At 70.3% G+C, this 16,969-nt stretch carries 12 protein-coding genes; 8 read left to right on the forward strand and 4 right to left on the reverse strand.

The annotated features are described in order from the left end of the window. Positions 1–19 precede the first annotated feature (19 nt). The 3 genes from ACZ4D5_RS02365 (at position 20) to ACZ4D5_RS02375 (ending at position 4,875) form a co-directional block, all read left to right on the forward strand. A complete protein-coding gene (locus ACZ4D5_RS02365) occupies positions 20–1,138 on the forward strand; it encodes a ComEA family DNA-binding protein (protein WP_467770432.1) in 1,119 nt (372 codons plus the stop codon). Then, on the forward strand, positions 1,135–3,828 hold the full coding sequence (locus ACZ4D5_RS02370) for a ComEC/Rec2 family competence protein (protein WP_467770433.1): 2,694 nt from the start codon (positions 1,135–1,137) through the stop codon (positions 3,826–3,828). The genes ACZ4D5_RS02365 and ACZ4D5_RS02370 overlap by 4 nt, the downstream gene beginning before the upstream one ends. A gap of 165 nt (positions 3,829–3,993) precedes the next feature. Further along, on the forward strand, positions 3,994–4,875 hold the full coding sequence (locus ACZ4D5_RS02375) for a YceI family protein (protein ID WP_467771469.1): 882 nt from the start codon (positions 3,994–3,996) through the stop codon (positions 4,873–4,875). 44 nt (positions 4,876–4,919) lie between these two features. Here ACZ4D5_RS02375 and ACZ4D5_RS02380 read toward each other — a convergent pair whose 3' ends face one another. Further along, entirely contained in the window at positions 4,920–5,165 is a 246-nt protein-coding gene (locus tag ACZ4D5_RS02380; protein ID WP_467770434.1) for a hypothetical protein, read from the reverse strand. A gap of 107 nt (positions 5,166–5,272) precedes the next feature. Between ACZ4D5_RS02380 and holA the strand changes: the two genes are divergently transcribed. After that, on the forward strand, positions 5,273–6,256 hold the full coding sequence (gene holA / locus ACZ4D5_RS02385; RefSeq protein ID WP_467770435.1) for a DNA polymerase III subunit delta: 984 nt from the start codon (positions 5,273–5,275) through the stop codon (positions 6,254–6,256). A 241-nt stretch (positions 6,257–6,497) separates the two neighbouring features. Here the strand turns inward: holA and rpsT are convergent, their stop codons facing one another. Then, the gene (gene rpsT, locus ACZ4D5_RS02390; protein ID WP_055702434.1) at positions 6,498–6,758 is read right to left on the reverse strand and encodes a 30S ribosomal protein S20; all 261 of its coding nucleotides are present in this window, start codon (positions 6,756–6,758) and stop codon (positions 6,498–6,500) included. A gap of 217 nt (positions 6,759–6,975) precedes the next feature. Here rpsT and lepA point away from each other — a divergent pair, with 217 nt between their 5' ends. From lepA to ACZ4D5_RS02410, 4 genes are all read left to right on the forward strand, one after another. Next, positions 6,976–8,847 (forward strand): translation elongation factor 4, encoded by a 1,872-nt coding sequence (lepA, locus tag ACZ4D5_RS02395; protein WP_467770436.1) that lies wholly within the window; start codon positions 6,976–6,978, stop codon positions 8,845–8,847. A 266-nt stretch (positions 8,848–9,113) separates the two neighbouring features. Then, positions 9,114–9,437: a hypothetical protein gene (locus ACZ4D5_RS02400; RefSeq protein WP_467770437.1), complete on the forward strand. Its 324-nt coding sequence runs from the start codon at positions 9,114–9,116 to the stop codon at positions 9,435–9,437. A gap of 193 nt (positions 9,438–9,630) precedes the next feature. Then, the gene (locus ACZ4D5_RS02405) at positions 9,631–9,936 is read left to right on the forward strand and encodes a hypothetical protein (RefSeq protein WP_467770438.1); all 306 of its coding nucleotides are present in this window, start codon (positions 9,631–9,633) and stop codon (positions 9,934–9,936) included. A 233-nt stretch (positions 9,937–10,169) separates the two neighbouring features. Continuing rightward, complete coding sequence (locus ACZ4D5_RS02410; RefSeq protein WP_467770439.1) at positions 10,170–12,059, forward strand: AMP-dependent synthetase/ligase; 1,890 nt, start codon at positions 10,170–10,172, stop codon at positions 12,057–12,059. Positions 12,060–12,095: 36 nt separating this feature from the next. On the opposite strand, the gene ACZ4D5_RS02415 is transcribed toward ACZ4D5_RS02410, so the two are convergent. Together ACZ4D5_RS02415 and ACZ4D5_RS02420 are read right to left on the reverse strand one after the other, a co-directional pair. Then, positions 12,096–12,680: a response regulator gene (locus tag ACZ4D5_RS02415; RefSeq protein WP_467770440.1), complete on the reverse strand. Its 585-nt coding sequence runs from the start codon at positions 12,678–12,680 to the stop codon at positions 12,096–12,098. Between the two features lie 12 nt (positions 12,681–12,692). Beyond that, complete coding sequence (locus ACZ4D5_RS02420) at positions 12,693–16,787, reverse strand: HAMP domain-containing protein (protein WP_467771470.1); 4,095 nt, start codon at positions 16,785–16,787, stop codon at positions 12,693–12,695. Positions 16,788–16,969 lie beyond the last annotated feature (182 nt).

Genomic DNA, 16,969 nt, shown 5'->3' on the forward strand with positions numbered 1-16,969 from the left:
GGTGCCTAACGTCGTCGGCATGGCACTTCGATCACTTTCCCGGACAGCTTCCTCGACGAGCGGCCCCGGCCGGGGCCCCGCGTCCGACGGCCGCGCGCATCACCGGCACGCCCGCGGGCGGGCCCGGCGCCGACGCGCGTCGGCGGAGGCGGTGCGGCTGCGGGCGGAGACACTCTTCGCCGAGCCCCAACCGCCGCCGCCCTCACCCCGGTTGGACGTGGCGGCCGCCGACGTGCCGCTGCTGGGTCAGGGCAGGGGCGCGGGCGTAGCTCCGCCGCGGGTGCCCGTGCCCGGGTGGGCGCGGGAAGCGGAGGCGGTGGAGGAGCGGCCCGCCCCGGAGGCGGAGGCGGAGGCGGAGACGCGGTCGGGGCCCTCCCGCCGGGAGCGAATGGCGCTCGCCGTGCGGGAGCGGCTGCCGGTGTGGGTGCAGACGCGGTGCGGCCTTGAGCGGCGCAGCGTGATCGCGCTCGTCGTCGTCCTCGTCGTCGCGGCAGCCTTCGCGGCGCAGCACTTCTGGACGGGGCGGACCCAACCGGTGCGCCCGCCCGACGTGGTGCGTGAGGCGGGCGCCCCCGCTGAGGGGGGCGCGGAACCGGCTCCCTCGCCGGGGCCTCCGGTGCGGGCGGGCCAGGCTTCGGCGGGCGCGGGCGCGGGCAGCGGAGCGGCCGGAGGTGGTGCTGTCGGGGAGATCGTCGTGGATGTCAGCGGGAAGGTCCGAAGCCCGGGGGTTCATCAACTGCCCGCGGGGTCCCGGGTGGCCGACGCCTTGAAGGCCGCCGGTGGGATCCGGCCCGGCACCGACCTGGACGGCCTCAACCGCGCCCGGTTCCTCCTGGACGGCGAACAGGTGGTCGTGGGAGGCCCGCAGCCGACCGGGGCGGGTGGAGCGGCGGGCGGCAGCGGCGCCGGTGCCGGATCGGCGGGAGCGGGCGGGACTGCCGCCGGCGCGCAGGTCGGGCTGAACACGGCGACCGCCGAACAGCTCGACGAACTGCCCGGTGTGGGACCCGTGTTGGCGCAGCACATCATCGACTACCGCGCCGAGCACGGCGGTTTCCGCTCTATCGAAGAGCTTCGCGAGGTCAACGGCATCGGCGACCGGCGCTTCGCCGATCTCCAGGATCTCGTACGGCCATGAGGCGCCCGGCAGTTCATGTCGCCTCGGGGCACCGCCTCGGCGCCTCGCACCCCCGGCAGGAGGGCCCTGCCGACCTCCGTCTCGTGCCGCCCGCGCTCGCGGCGTGGACAGCGGCCGCACTGATGCTGGACGCCCCGCCGCGCTGGGCGGTCGCCACCGTGGCGGTTTGCGGGGCGGCGGCCGGGGCCCTGTTGCTGACGTGGGCGGTCCGAGGCCGGTGGGCGCGCGGAGCCGGAGGGCACGGACAGCCACCAGGGCGACGGCACGCGTGGGGGCGGCTGTCGGTGGCGGCGGTCCTGCTCTGCGCCGCGGGGGCGACGGGCTCGGCGGCTCTGCACGGTGCGGATCTGCACCGCGGCCCGGTCCCCGAGCTGGCGCGGGGGTACGCGCAAGTGGAGGCGGAGGTCAAGGTCACGTCCGACCCTCGGCGCACCCGGCCCCGCGTCGCGAGCGCGCATGCCATACCGCCCGCCGTGGTGCTGGACGCCGAGGTCGTCCGGGTCACGGAGGCGGACGGCACGTCGACCGTGACGCGCGCCCCGGTTCTGGTCGTCGTGCGGACGGAGCCGAAGGGGGCCGGCGGCGCCTGGCTCTCCCTGCTGCCGTCGACGCGGCTGCGGGCGCAGGGCCGCTTGGCTCCGCCGCTGCCGGAGGGGGACCGGGTCGCGGCCGTGCTCCGGGTGGCCGGGGAGCGATCGCCGCGCGTGGTCGGGGGACCGTCCGGGGCGCAGCGGCTGGCCGGGCAGCTGCGGGGCGGGCTGAGGGAGGCCACGGCCGGGCTGCCCGCGGATGCCCGCGCGTTGCTTCCGGGGCTCGTCGTCGGGGACACCTCGCGGGTGCCGCCGGAGCTGGAGCAGGCCTTCCGGGACACCGATCTCGTTCATTTGCTCGCCGTCAGCGGAGCCAATCTCACGATCGTCCTCGTCCTGCTCATCGGGCCGCCGGGCACGGCCCAGAGAGTCGAACGGCGCGGGCTCGCGCCGAAGCTGGGGATTCCGCTGCGGACGACCGCCGTGCTCGGCGGGGCGCTCACGCTGGGGTTCGTCATCGTCTGCCGGCCGGACCCGAGCGTGTTGCGGGCCGCGGCGTGCGGGCTGATCGCGCTCCTCGCCATCGCGACGGGGCGGCGCAGATCGCTGATTCCGGCGCTGGCGGCGGCGGTGCTGCTGCTCGTCCTGTACGACCCGTGGCTGGCGCGGAGTCACGGCTTTCTGCTCTCCGTTCTCGCCACCGGGGCGCTGCTCACCCTCGCGCCGCGCTGGGGTGCCGCGCTGCGAAGGCGCGGGGTGCCGCCGCGGTTCGCCGACGCGCTGGCCGCGGCGGCCGCCGCGCAGGCGGTGTGCGCGCCCGTCGTCGCCGTCCTCGCGGCCCGGGTCAGCCTGGTCGCGGTGCCGTGCAATCTCCTGGCCGAGTTCGCCGTCGCGCCGGCCACCGTGCTCGGCTTCGCCGCGCTGGCCGCGGCGCCGGTGGCGATGCCGGTCGCCGAGGCCCTGGCCTGGGGCGCGAGTTGGCCCACCGAATGGATCGCGGAGATCGCCCGCACCGGGGCCGCGTTGCCCGGGAGCGGGATCGACTGGATGGGCGGCTGGCGGGGCGGGCTCCTGCTTGCGCTCGCCACGGCGCCCCTCGTCCTGGCGGGACGCAGGATCGCGAGACGTCCCTGGCTCGCCGCGGCCTGTGCCCTGCTGCTTCTCCTGGTGATCGTCCAGCCACCGCCCGTCACCCGGGTGATCGCGGGCTGGCCGCCCCAGGGGTGGCGACTGGTGATGTGCGACGTGGGGCAGGGCGACGCCATGGTGCTCGCGGCGGGGGACGGCGCCGGGGTGGTGGTCGACGCCGGGCCCGATCCGGTGGCGGCCGACCGGTGCCTGCGGTCGCTCGGGGTCAGCCGCGTGCCGCTCGTGCTGCTCACGCACTTCCACGCCGACCATGTCGCGGGGCTGCCGGGCGTGCTGCGGGGGCGTGAGGTGGGGGCGATTCAGACGACGGGGTTCCAGGAGCCGCCGGAGCAGGCCCGGTTCGTGCGGGAGCAGGCGGCGGCCGCGCGCGCTCCGGTGACCCGGGCCGCGGCGGGGGAACGGCGCCGTGCGGAGGGGCTGGACTGGCGGGTGCTCTGGCCTCCGGCGGGGCCGGTGCCGCGGCCCGAGGGGCCGAACGACGCGAGCGTCACGTTGCTCGTGCGGACGGCAGGGCTGACGCTGCTGCTCCTGGGGGACCTCGAACCGCCCGCCCAGAGAGCACTGCTGCGCACCCCGGCGGCCGCGTCGCTCGCCTCCGTGGACGTGCTGAAGGTCGCCCATCACGGCTCGGCCCATCAAGATCCGGAGCTGCTGCGCAGGGCGGCGCCGCGGCTGGCGCTGATCTCCTGCGGCGAGGGCAACATGTACGGCCACCCCGCGCCCACCACGCTCGCGGCGCTGCGGACCGGGGGAGCGCAGGTGCTGCGAACGGACAGGAACGGCGCGATCGCGGTGGTGGGAGCGGGGCCGGGAGCGGCGCCACGGCTCGAGGTGGCCACACGCCCGCCTCAGCGCGGGCCCCGGAGCCGTCCCGGGTGGCCCAGGCCGTTCCCAGGTGGCCCAGGCCGTCCCGGGTCGCCCAGGCCGTCCCGGGTGGCCAGGCCCTCCCGGCCCGGAGCGATGGCGGCCCCTGTCGGGGCTACCGCGGGGAACCCTGCCGTGACCTGGTGAGACGCGAAATTGGAGCAATCAATTCGGACTACTCGCGACACTTCCAACTCATCGTCAGCTTTCCTGCGATGTGGGTTCGTGTTGCATCTAAAGCCGCAACGGTGATCGAATGCCTTTTCGTTGCAGTTTGCAGGTGTTGTCAAGTGACGCGGGGGTGTGTCGCACGTGTTCGGCCGCTGGCTGGGAAACCGTACGAATCGGGCTGGACGGACGGGGCCCTTGTCGGCACTTCCGGTTCCGCCGAGCGCGGGGGTGCTCAGCTGCCGGGTGCTCGACCCGGTCAACGAGCCCGTGCGGAACGCGGAGTTCGCCGTCAGCGACGCCGCGGGGCGCAAGATCGTCAGCGGGGGCACGGATCCGTTCGGCTCGTTCATGACGACCGTTCCGGCCGGGGACTACCGCCTGGCGGTCTCGGCCGAGGGGTTCACCCCGTACCGGGCGAGCGCCACCGTCGGGGAGAACGCGCACGCCTCGCTCGGTGACGTCATGCTCCAGCTCGCCCAGCCGCCGGCGCTGCCCGAGCCCGGGGACTGGGAGATCGACCCCATGCACTCCTCGGTCGCCTTCACCGCGCGCCACATCGGGCTCGCCCGCATTCGCGGCCGGTTCAACAACTTCGCGGGCGCGATACGCCTCGGCGAGCGCATGGAGGACTCCGCGATGCACGTCGTCATCGACGCGGCCTCCATCGACACCGCGGTCCAGATGCGCGACGACCACCTGCGCTCCGGTGACTTCCTCGACGTGGGGCGCTTCCCGACGATGGAGTTCTACGGCGACCGTTTCGTGCACAAGGGCGGCAGCCGCTGGGCGATATCGGGCGGCCTGACGCTGCACGGCGTGACGCGTACGGTCACGCTCGACACCGAGTACCTCGGGGTCGGTCAGGGCCTGGAGGGCGAGACCCGCGTCGCCTGCCGCGCCAGCACCGAACTGCACCGCGACGACTTCACGATCACCTGGCAGACGATGCTCGCGCGCGGCATCGCGGCCGTCGGGCACAGCATCACGATCGACCTCGACATCCAGGTCATCCCCAAGAAGTGACGGTCGGGGCCGGGGCCGTGCGCCCCGGTTGACGCGCACCGCGGCTAAGGAGCCTCCAGCCAGCCCTCGTGCTCGGCGGCCAGCTCGTCGAGTGCCGCCGGGTCGAGGCGGGAGTCGGGGTCCTCGACCACGACCAGCCACTGGGCGTCCTCGGCGTCGTCCTCGCCGGCCAGCGCGTCGCGTACGAGCTGGGGTTCTTCGGCGAGGCCGAAACGGTCGGGGAGTTCTTCGGCCACCTCCTCCGCGGCATCGCGGTCGGGCAGCACCAGGACATGTCGTACGTCGCTCACGTGTCCATTCTCCGATACGAGATCCCGTACGAGATCCGATGCGAGATCCGGCACGGGGGAGGCTGTCCGGGACGGAGTGTCAGTGCCGCGTGGGATGCTTGACCGCGATGGCCAGGAAGACAGCTAACGACGATCCGCTCGCTCCTCTCACGCTCGCCGTGGGACAGGAGGACCTACTCCTCGACCGCGCCGTGCAGCAGGTGGTCGCGGCCGCCCGCGCCGCCGACGCGGACACGGACGTGCGCGACCTCACCCCCGACCAGCTGCAGCCCGGCACGCTCGCCGAGCTCACCAGCCCCTCGCTCTTCGCCGAGCGCAAGGTCGTCGTCGTGCGGAACGCGCAGGACCTCTCGGCCGACACGGTCAAGGACGTGAAGGCGTACTTCGGGGCGCCCGTCGAGGAGATCACCCTCGTCCTGCTGCACGCGGGCGGCGCCAAGGGCAAGGGCCTGCTGGACGCCGCGCGCAAGGCCGGGGCCCGCGAGGTCGCCTGCCCCAAGATGACCAAACCCGCGGACCGGCTCTCGTTCGTACGGAGCGAGTTCCGCACCCTGGGCCGCTCGGCGACCCCGGAGGCCTGCCAGGCCCTGGTCGACTCCATCGGCAGCGATCTGCGCGAGCTCGCCTCCGCGGTCTCCCAGCTGGTGGCGGACATCGAGGGCACGATCGACGAGGCCGTCGTCGGCCGGTACTACACGGGCCGGGCCGAGGCCTCCAGCTTCACGGTGGCCGACCGGGCCGTGGAGGGCCGCGCCGCCGAGGCGCTCGAGGCGCTGCGCTGGTCCCTGTCGACCGGCGTCGCCCCCGTCATGATCACCAGTGCCCTCGCGCAGGGCGTCCGGGCTATCGGCAAGCTCTCCTCCGCGCGCGGCGGACGCCCCGCCGACCTCGCCCGTGAGCTGGGCATGCCGCCCTGGAAGATCGACCGCGTGCGCCAGCAGATGCGGGGGTGGTCTCCCGACGGGGTGGCGGTTGCCCTGCGGGCCTGCGCGGAGGCTGACGCGGGGGTCAAGGGCGGGGGCGACGATCCTGAGTACGCGCTGGAGAAGGCCGTGGTCACCATCGCCCGTGCGGCGCGGTCCCGCCGCTGAGGGCCCTGCCGGTTCGGCACCTGCGGGTGGCTCGTCGCGCAGTTCCCCGCGCCCCTGACGGGGCGCCCCGAAGCTGGCGTTGCCCCGGAACACAGCAATGCCCCCGGAGTGGGTCCGGGGGCACTGTCGCAGCGTGGCGTACTGCGTGGTCTGTCCGCGATTCGAGGTAGAGGGCTCGAATTACCCTCGCGGGAGGATTGATCAACACCCCGGCCGACCGGCCGGGGCAAGGGCTTCAGCCTTAGAGGGACGCAGCCTTCGAAGCAAGCGCCGACTTCTTGTTGGCGGCCTGGTTCTTGTGGATGACACCCTTGGATACGGCCTTGTCGAGCTGGCGCGTGGCCTCACGCGTGAGCTCGGCGGCCTTCTGGGCGTCACCGGCGGCAACGGCCTCGCGGGCCTTGCGGATCGCGGTCTTCAGCGAAGACTTGACCGCCTTGTTGCGCTGACGCGCCTTCTCGTTGGTCTTGATCCGCTTGATCTGGGACTTGATGTTCGCCACGAAAGAGCCTTTTCAGGTTCAGGTACTGCAGAGGTACTGCAGATGAATGTTTCCGACACGCGTCTCGACGCTGAGAGGGCTACGAGACACAGCTGCCCACGGTACCAGCCGCCCTCCGACCGGCCCAAACCGAGCGCAGTCCCTCACCCATGGGACGATGGAGCCTACGTATAGATCCGACCCGAGGCGACAGGCGCCTCAAGAGACAGGACCCTGCGTGCCCGCGACCCCTAAGAATGTGCCCGAGCCGAGCCGTACCGACCCGGCGCTGATCCGCAATTTCTGCATCATCGCGCACATCGACCACGGCAAGTCCACGCTCGCCGACCGCATGCTCCAGCTCACCGGTGTGGTGGAGCAGCGGCAGATGCGTGCTCAGTACCTCGACCGGATGGACATCGAGCGCGAGCGCGGCATCACGATCAAGTCCCAGGCCGTGCGTCTGCCCTGGGCCCCGACCGAGGGCCCGGACCAGGGCAGTACGCACATCCTCAACATGATCGACACCCCGGGCCACGTGGACTTCACGTACGAAGTCTCACGTTCGCTCGCGGCCTGTGAGGGCACGATCCTCCTCGTCGACGCGGCCCAGGGCATCGAGGCCCAGACCCTCGCCAACCTCTACCTGGCGATGGAGAACGACCTCAAGATCATCCCGGTCCTCAACAAGATCGACCTGCCGGCCGCCCAGCCGGAGAAGTTCTCCGAGGAGCTCGCCAACCTCATCGGCTGCGAGCCCGAGGACGTCCTGAAGGTCTCCGCGAAGACCGGCATGGGCGTCGAGGCGTTGCTCGACAAGGTCGTCGCCGAGATCCCCGCCCCGGTCGGCGTCAAGGACGCCCCGGCCCGCGCGATGATCTTCGACTCGGTCTACGACTCCTACCGCGGCGTCGTGACGTACGTACGCGTGGTCGACGGCCAGCTCAACAAGCGCGAGCGGATCCGGATGATGTCCACCGGCGCCACCCACGAGCTGCTGGAGATCGGCACCAACTCGCCCGAGATGCTGGCCGCCGACGGCCTCGGCGTCGGCGAGGTGGGCTACCTCATCACCGGCGTGAAGGACGTCCGCCAGTCCAAGGTCGGTGACACGATCACCTCGCTGCACAAGGGCGCCACCGAGGCCCTCGGCGGCTACAAGGACCCGAAGCCGATGGTCTTCTCGGGCCTGTATCCGCTGGACGGCTCGGACTACCCCGAGCTGCGCGACGCCCTGGACAAGCTGCAGCTCAACGACGCCGCGTTGGTCTACGAGCCGGAGACCTCCGCCGCGCTCGGCTTCGGCTTCCGCGTCGGCTTCCTCGGCCTGCTGCACCTGGACGTGATCCGCGAGCGCCTGGAGCGCGAGTTCGGCCTCGACCTGATCGCCACCGCCCCCAACGTGGTCTACCGCGTGATCATGGAGGACGGCACCGAGCACACGGTCACCAACCCGAGCGAGTTCCCCGAGGGCAAGATCGACGAGGTCTTCGAGCCCGTCGTGCGCGCCACGATCCTCGCGCCCAGTGAGTTCATCGGCTCGATCATGGAGCTGTGCCAGAACCGGCGCGGCGTCATGCTCGGCATGGACTACCTCTCCGAGGACCGCGTCGAGATCCGCTACACGCTGCCGCTCGCGGAGATCGTCTTCGACTTCTTCGACCAGCTGAAGTCCAAGACCCGCGGGTACGCCTCGCTGGACTACGAGCCCACGGGCGAGCAGTCCGCGCAGCTCGTCAAGGTCGACATCCTGCTGCACGGCGACAAGGTCGACGCCTTCTCGGCGATCACCCACAAGGACGCGGCGTACGCGTACGGCGTGCGGCTCGTCGCCAAGCTGCGCGAGCTCATCCCGCGGCAGGCCTTCGAGGTGCCGGTGCAGGCCGCGATCGGCTCCCGGGTCATCGCGCGCGAGACCATCCGCGCCATCCGCAAGGACGTCCTCGCCAAGTGCTACGGCGGTGACATCTCCCGTAAGCGGAAGCTGCTCGAGAAGCAGAAGGAGGGCAAGAAGCGCATGAAGATGGTCGGCTCCGTCGAGGTGCCGCAGGAGGCCTTCATCGCGGTGCTCTCCAGCGACGACGGCGGTGGCGGCAAGGCCAAGAAGTAGGCCCCCCGCGGGGCCAGGCCCCGTCGTACCGACGTAAATGGCGTCTGTCCTTACTCCGGACAGGCGCCTTTTGCGTTGATGTGAGAATTGGAAAAGCACCTGCTACATTTGGGTGATTGGAAAAAAACCCGTCACTTAAGAGTTTCCGCAGACCGGGGCGTCCCGTTACGAAGGATGGAAGACGGCGTTCCGAGCGGCCAGCAAGACGCTCGGGCGGCACGACGGTCGTGACCGTGAAGGACGCCTCTTCGGAAAGGGATGCTGAAGTGAAGTACACCAAGGCTGCTGCGGTCGTCGCCGGAACCATGATGGCCCTCGGTGCCGGTTCGCCTGCGTTCGCCGACGACGTCGACAACGCTCCGGCGAAGGCCGATGACCAGCTGGTGGACAGCAGCACGGTCTCGAAGAACGAGGTCAAGAACCCGCTGAAGGACATCAACGCCGAGGTCATCGTCAACGGCGTCAGCAAGGTCGCCGACAAGCTGGCGACCAAGAACGACCTGGCCTCGAAGACGAACGCTCTGCAGGGCGCCAGCGCCCGCGCCATCGAGGGCACCCCGATGATGGGTGGCCTGCCCCTCGGCGGCTGAATTCCCCGGCGTATTCCGTGTCATTTCCTCGAGCAGTGACACGGTGACGCACTCCGCGGGCCCGGTGCTGATGAGCACCGGGCCCGCGTTTGTATTTCTATTGCTCTCTTGGGGTGTTGTGTCGGTGCAGATGAATTGCGGGCGTTACGTTCGGTGAATTCTGGTTACCGTTCCACTTCGAAGGAGGTTTGACATGAATAAGAACGTAATCGCACGCCTCGCCGGTGGTGTCGCCGCGGCATTCCTGCTCGTGGGTGCCGCGTCCGCCACCGCGTCGGCGGACGACGGCCCGGCCGTACAGAGCAGGGTCAACACCGGCATCAGCGTCGGAGGGCTGCTCGACGTCGGCTCCAGCAGCAACGTCAACGGCACGGACGCCAACACCGGCATCAAGATCGGTGGTCCCGCCGGCGTCTCGACGTCGCTGAACAACGACACCAATGTCGGCATCGACATCCTCACGGATCTCGCCGCCAGCGTCACCGCCGCGATCGGCTGACGTCACTCCTGTCACGGCAGGCCGGAACGGGCTCGCGGCGCCTCGGCGCGGTGGGCCCGTTCCGTTTGGGTGTCTGTAGGAAGTGACAGGCAGCAGCCCCTTACGCACCGGGCGTCGGCGCTCTACTCTGATCACCACTCGTAGGTTACTCGCAAGTTAAACAAGTAGCCGACAGGGATGTAAGAAGCAGCCGCCAGCCAGTTCGCCGCACTGTCGTGGGCCCGGAGGATGTCGTGAGCGACACACAGACCTTGATCGAGAACCGTCCGCCCTCCGTGGCGCATCTCTTCCTGGAGCGCGTGGCGGCCACGCCGGATGCCGAGGCCTACCGCTACCCCGTCCCAGCTGCCTCCGGCGAGGGCCCCGACGAGTGGAAGGCGCTCAGCTGGTCGCAGGCCGCCGACCGTGTCCACGCCATCGCGGCGGGACTGATCGAGCTCGGGCTGCGGCCCGAGGACCGCGTCTCCCTCGCCTCGTCCACGCGGGTCGAGTGGATCCTCTGCGACCTCGGCATCATGTGCGCGGGCGCGGCCACCACGACCATCTATCCGCAGACCAACGCCGAGGAGTCCGGGTACATCCTGGCCGACTCCGGCAGCCGGGTGCTGATCGCCGAGGACGCCGCGCAGCTCGCCAAGGCGCGCGAGAAGCGGGCCGAACTGCCCGAGCTGCGGCACGTCGTGGTGCTCGACGCCGAGGGCGCGGAGCCCGTCGACGGCGACCCCGAGGGCTGGGTGCTCACGCTCGCCGACCTGGAGGTGCGCGGCGCCGCGCACCTGGAGAAGAACCCGGAGCTCGTCAAGGACCGGATCGCGGCGATCACCGCCGACCAGCTCGCGACGCTGATCTACACCTCCGGCACCACGGGCAAGCCCAAGGGCGTGCGCCTGCCGCACGACAACTGGTCGTACATGGCCAAGGCCATCGCGGCGACCGGGCTGCTCACGGCCGACGACGTGCAGTACCTGTGGCTGCCGCTCGCGCACGTCTTCGGCAAGGTGCTGACCTCCGGGCAGATCGAGCTCGGGCACGTCACCGCGGTCGACGGCCGGGTGGACAAGATCATCGAGAATCTGCCGGTGGTGCAGCCGACGTACATGGCCGCGGTGCCCCGCATCTTCGAGAAGGTCTACAACGGCGTCGCGGCCAGGGCGCGGGCCGGCGGTGGGGCCAAGTACAAGATCTTCCAGTGGGCCGCCGAGGTCTCCCGCGCGTACGCGAAGACCAGCCAGGACAACTTCCGCAGGACCGGCACCGCTTCGGTGCCCTTCGGGCTCGGCGCCAAGCACAAGGTCGCCGACGCGCTCGTCTACTCCAAGCTGCGCGAGGCCTTCGGCGGGCGGCTGCGCGCCGCGGTGTCGGGGTCGGCGGCGCTCGCGCCCGAGATCGGGTACTTCTTCGCGGGAGCCGGGATCCACATCCTTGAGGGGTACGGGCTCACCGAGTCCTCCGCGGCCTCCTTCGTGAACCCCGGCGAGGCCTATCGCACGGGCACCGTCGGTAAGCCGCTGCCCGGCACCGAGGTGCGGATCGCGGACGACGGCGAGATCCTGCTGCGCGGCCCCGGCATCATGGAGGGCTACCACGGCCTGCCGGACAAGACGGCCGAAGTGCTCGAATCCGACGGGTGGTTCCACACCGGGGACATCGGCGAGCTGTCCGTCGACGGGTATCTGCGGATCACCGACCGCAAGAAGGACCTGATCAAGACGTCCGGCGGCAAGTACATCGCGCCCGCCGAGGTCGAGGGGCAGTTCAAGGCGGTGTGTCCGTACGTCTCCAACATCCTGGTGCACGGCGCCGACCGGAACTTCTGCACCGCGCTCATCGCCCTCGACGAGCCCGCCATCCTCGGCTGGGCCAAGGAGAACGGGCAGGACGGCAAGTCGTATGCGGAGGTGTGCGCGAACCCCGCGACGGTCGAGCTCATCGAGGGGTACGTCACGCAGCTCAACGAAGGCCTGCAGCGCTGGCAGACCATCAAGAAGTTCCGCCTCCTGCCGCGCGACCTGGATGTCGAGCACGGCGAACTGACCCCCAGCCTGAAGCTGAAGCGGCCGGTCGTCGAGCGGGAGTACAAGCACCTCATCGAGGAGATGTACGCGGGCTCGCGCGAGGCGTGAGCCCAGGGCCCCTCGGGCTCATGCGCGGGCGGGGTGCTAGACGCCCCGCCCGCGGCGCATTTCCTGTACCAGTTCCTCCATGTGTGTCACGTGGCGGCGCAGTTCGAGGACGTCCTTGAGGCTGCTCGCGGCCATATGGGTCTCGATCGCCGAGAGGCGCGCGGCCAGTTCGTCGAACTGGCGCTGCTCGCGGGCCAGTATCTTCTCCAACTGCTGGTTCTTGCGGTGCAGTTCGAGGAAGACGGTGACCTTGGCGCGCAGCACCCAGGGGTCGAAGGGCTTGGTGAGGTAGTCGGCGGCGCCGGTCGCGTACCCGCGGAAGGCGTAGCCCGCGTCGTTGTCGGTGCCGGTCAGGAAGATGATCGGCACGTCCTTGGTCTGGTCGAGACGTTTGATGTTCGACGCCGTCTCGAAGCCGTCCATGCCCGGCATCCGGACGTCCAGAAGGATCACGGCGAATCGTTGCCTCAGAATCGCCTTCATGGCTTCCTCGCCCGAACGGGCGCGCACCAACGGTTCGTTCAAGGACCCCAGGACTGCTTCTAGTGCCATCAGGTTGTCCTCCATGTCGTCGACAAGGAGGATGCTCGCGCGATTGTCGGTCGTGGACTCTGCGCTCATGGTCACGGTGCCTCACTCGGTTGTCGGCGGAACAGCACTTTCTCCCTGAGCACTTGTCTGTTCCACGGCAACGGACTCTGGATCGGGTGTGGTGGACTGCTCGGCGGGGGCGGTGCCCTCCGGGTCCAGGAGGGAGCAGACGACGCCGAGCAGTTGGTCCACGTCCACGGGCTTGGGTACGTAGTCGGTCGCGCCCTGCGAGATGGCCTTCTCGCGGTCCCCGGGCATGGCTTTCGCGGTGAGGGCGACGATGGGCAGACCCCGCCAGCGGGGGGTGCGGCGGATCGCGGCCATGGTTTCGTACCCGTCCATCTCCGGCATCATGATGTCCATCAGGACGATGTCGACGTCGGGGTTGCGCTCCAGCGTCTCGATTCCCTCGCGGCCGTTCTCGGCGTAGAGGACGGGCATGCCGACGCGGCTCAGGACGTGTGTGAGCGCGAACACGTTGCGGATGTCGTCGTCGACGATCAGTACCCTGCGGCCCGGCAGTATGCGGCCCGCGCGGCCTTCCTTCCACTCCTCCAGTTTGGTGGGGGTGGGCCAGCTGTCATCCGGTTCCAGGGCGGTGTGCGGGCGCAGAGCGGCCTGTTCGATGGGCTCCGGCAGATGTTGGGTGCGCGAGGCGGCGTACGCGATGGCGGCCGCGCCGTGACCGGGGTGCACCACGGGAACGTACAGCGAGAAGGTCGAGCCCTGGCCGGGGTGGCTCTGCGCGGTGATGCGGCCGCCGAGCAGGCCCGCGATCTCGCGGCTGATGGAGAGGCCGAGACCGGTGCCGCCGTACTTGCGGTTGGTGGTGCCGTCGGCCTGCTGGAACGCCTCGAAGATCACCGGGAGTTGCTCGGACGGGATGCCGATGCCGGTGTCGCTGACGGCGAAGCAGAGCAGGTCGTCGTTGTCGTGGAGGATGCGGTCGACCGAGTTGTCCTTCACGCGGCTGACGCGCAGCTCGATGCTGCCCGACGAGGTGAACTTGACCGCGTTCGACAGGAGGTTGCGCAGGATCTGCTGGAGGCGCTGTTCGTCGGAGAACATCTCGCGCGGCACGTCCTCGCCCACCGACACGTCGAAGGCCAGGCCCCGGTCGAGGGTCAGCGGGCGGAACGTCGCGTGGACGTAGTCGAGGACCTTGATGAGCGGGAGCTTCTTGGGGCGTACGTCCATCCTGCCCGCCTCGATCTTCGACAGGTCCAGGATGTCGTTGATGAGTTGGAGGAGGTCGGAACCCGAGCGGTGGATCGTGGTCGCGAACTGCACTTCCTGGTCGGAGAGGTGGTTGTCGGGGTTGTCGGAGAGCAGCCGGGCCAGGATCAGCAGGGAGTTGAGCGGGGTGCGCAGCTCGTGCGACATGTTGGCCAGGAACTCCGACTTGTACTGGGAGCTCGTGGCGAGCAGGGCGGCCTTCTCTTCGAGCTCCGCGTTCGAGCGGCGCAACTCGGCCTGCTGGCGCTGGAGTTCGTCCGAGCGCTCCTGGAGCTGGGTGGCCAGCCGCTGGGACTCGCCGAGCAGCGACTCCGTACGGGAGTTGGCGATGATGGTGTTGATCGCGACGCCGATGGTGTTCACGAACTGGTCGAAGAAGGCCAGGTGGACATCGGAGAAGCGGGAGAACGTCGCCAGCTCGATCACGCCGAGCAGCTTGTCCTCGAAGAGGATCGGGATGATGACGACCGTGGCGGGCGCCGCGTCGCCGAGCCCTGAATGGATCTTGATGTAGTCCGGCGGGACCTCCTCGACGAGGATGCGCTTCTTCTCCAGGGCGGCCTGGCGCACCAGGCCCTGCGCGGGCATGCCGCCCGTGTCGACGACGGAGCCCTGCGCGGAGCCGTACCCGGCGATGAAGGCGAGGCCCTTCGCGGTGACCTGGGTGGGCGCGGGAGCCTCGGCCGTGTCCGGGTCGGCCAGGAAGAAGGCGCCGTACTGGGCGTTCACCAGCGGGGTCAGCTCGCGCAGGATCAGGTCGGCGACCTCCATCAGGTCGCGGTGGCCCTGCATCAGGCCGGCCAGGCGGGCGAGGTTGGACTCCAGCCAGTCCTTGGCGCGGGTGGTCTCGCGGAGGTTGGAGACCATGAGGTTGATGTTGTCCTTGAGCTCGGAGACCTCGCCGCGCGTCTCGACCGTGATCGCGCGGGTCATGTCGCCCTGCGCCACCGCGGAGGCGACCTCGGCGATGGCGCGGACCTGGGTGGTGAGGTTCAGCGCGAGCTCGTTCACGTTCGTCGTCAGGCGCTTCCACGTGCCGTACACGCCCTCGACCCGGGCCTGGCCGCCCAGTTGGCCCTCGGAGCCCACCTCGCGGGCCACGCGGGTCACCTCGGAGGAGAACGAGGAGAGCGTGTCCACCATGGTGTTGATGGTGGTCTTCAGCTCCAGGATCTCGCCGCGCGCGTCCACGTCGATCTTCTTGGAGAGGTCGCCCTGGGCCACCGCCGTCGCGACCTGGGCGATGTTGCGGACCTGGCCCGTGAGGTTGTCCGCCATGTAGTTGACGTTGTCGGTGAGGTCCTTCCACACGCCGGAGACGCCGAGGACCTGGGCGCGGCCGCCGAGCCGGCCGTCCGTGCCGACCTCGCGGGCCACGCGGGTGACCTCGTCGGCGAAGGCGCGCAGCTGTTCCACCATCGTGTTGACGGTGTCCTTCAGCTCCAGGATCTCGCCGCGCGCCGTCACCGTGATCATCTTGGAGAGGTCGCCGTTGGCGACGGCGGTGGTGACCTGGGCGATGTTGCGGACCTGCGAAGTGAGGTTCGACGCCATGAAGTTGACGTTGTCGGTGAGGTCCTTCCACACGCCGGAGACGCCGCGGACCTGCGCCTGGCCGCCGAGGTTTCCCTCGGTGCCGACCTCGCGGGCGACGCGGGTGACCTCGTCGGCGAAGGCGGAGAGCTGGTCCACCATCGTGTTGATGGTCGACTTCAGTTCGAGGATCTCGCCCTTCGCCTCGACCGTGATCTTCTTGCCGAGGTCGCCCTGGGCGACGGCCGTCGACACGAGCGCGATGTTCCGCACCTGGGAGGTGAGGTTGTCCGCCATGAAGTTGACGTTGTCGGTGAGGTCCTTCCACACGCCGGAGACGCCCCGCACCTGGGCGCGGCCGCCGAGGTTTCCCTCGGTGCCGACCTCGCGGGCGACGCGGGTGACCTCGTCGGCGAAGGCGGAGAGCTGGTCCACCATCGTGTTCACCGTCGACTTCAGCTCCAGGATCTCGCCCCGGGCGTCGACGGTGATCTTCTGGCTCAGGTCGCCGTTGGCCACGGCGGTGGTGACCTGGGCGATGTTGCGGACCTGCGAAGTGAGGTTCGACGCCATGAAGTTGACGTTGTCGGTGAGGTCCTTCCACACGCCGGAGACGCCGCGGGCCTGGGCGCGGCCGCCGAGCTGGCCCTCCGTGCCCACCTCGCGGGCCACGCGGGTGACCTCGGCGGCGAACGCGGAGAGCTGCTCCACCATCGTGTTCACGGTGAGCTTCAGTTCGAGGAGTTCGCCCGTCGCCTCGACGGTGACCGTGCGGGTCAGGTCGCCCTGCGCCACCGCCGTGGTCACCAGGGCGATGTCGCGCACCTGGGCGGTGAGGCGTGCCGCCATCGTGTTGACGGCCTCGGTCACGTCGCGCCAACTGCCGGACAGGCCCCGCACCTTGGCGCGCCCGCCGAGGCGCCCCTCCGTGCCGACCTCGCGGGCGACGCGCGTGACTTCGCCCGTGAAGAGGGACAGCTGGTCCACCATCGTGTTGACGGCGCGGCCCAGACGGCGCAGATCGCCCCGGAGCTCACGGGTGCCGTCGTGCAGGTCGACGCGCTGCGTCAGGTCGCCGCCCGCGACCGCGTTCAGCACGCGGGTGGCGTTGGCCGCCGGGGCCACCAAGGAGTCGAGGAGGGTGTTGACCTCCGTGACGCGGGCGGCCCACCTGCCCTGCCCGGGGCTCGCGGCGAAGCGCTCGTCCAGGCGGCCGTGCCGGATGATCTCCCGGCGTACGCGGACGAGTTCGCCGTCGAAGTGGAGGGAGCGGTCCAGCATCTCGTTGAAGACCGCGTACAGCTCGGCCGTCAGGCCGTCGCCGACCGGCGCGACCTTGGTGAAGTCACCGTCCCGCGCTGCTCGCATGGCGGCGAGAAGAGGGCGCAGCTGTGCGGCGGTCGGTTCCGTGCCGAAGCCCTCGGGGGCATCGGAGCCGGCCGTCTGCGCGGGAGCCGGAATCCGGCCAGGTCCGAGCACGGGCATAGCACTGTTCTCACTCATGGCGGCCCACTTCGGTAACTCGGTGCTTATGGGCATGGTCAGTCTGT

This window comes from Streptomyces sp. NPDC025651, assembly GCF_055558735.1.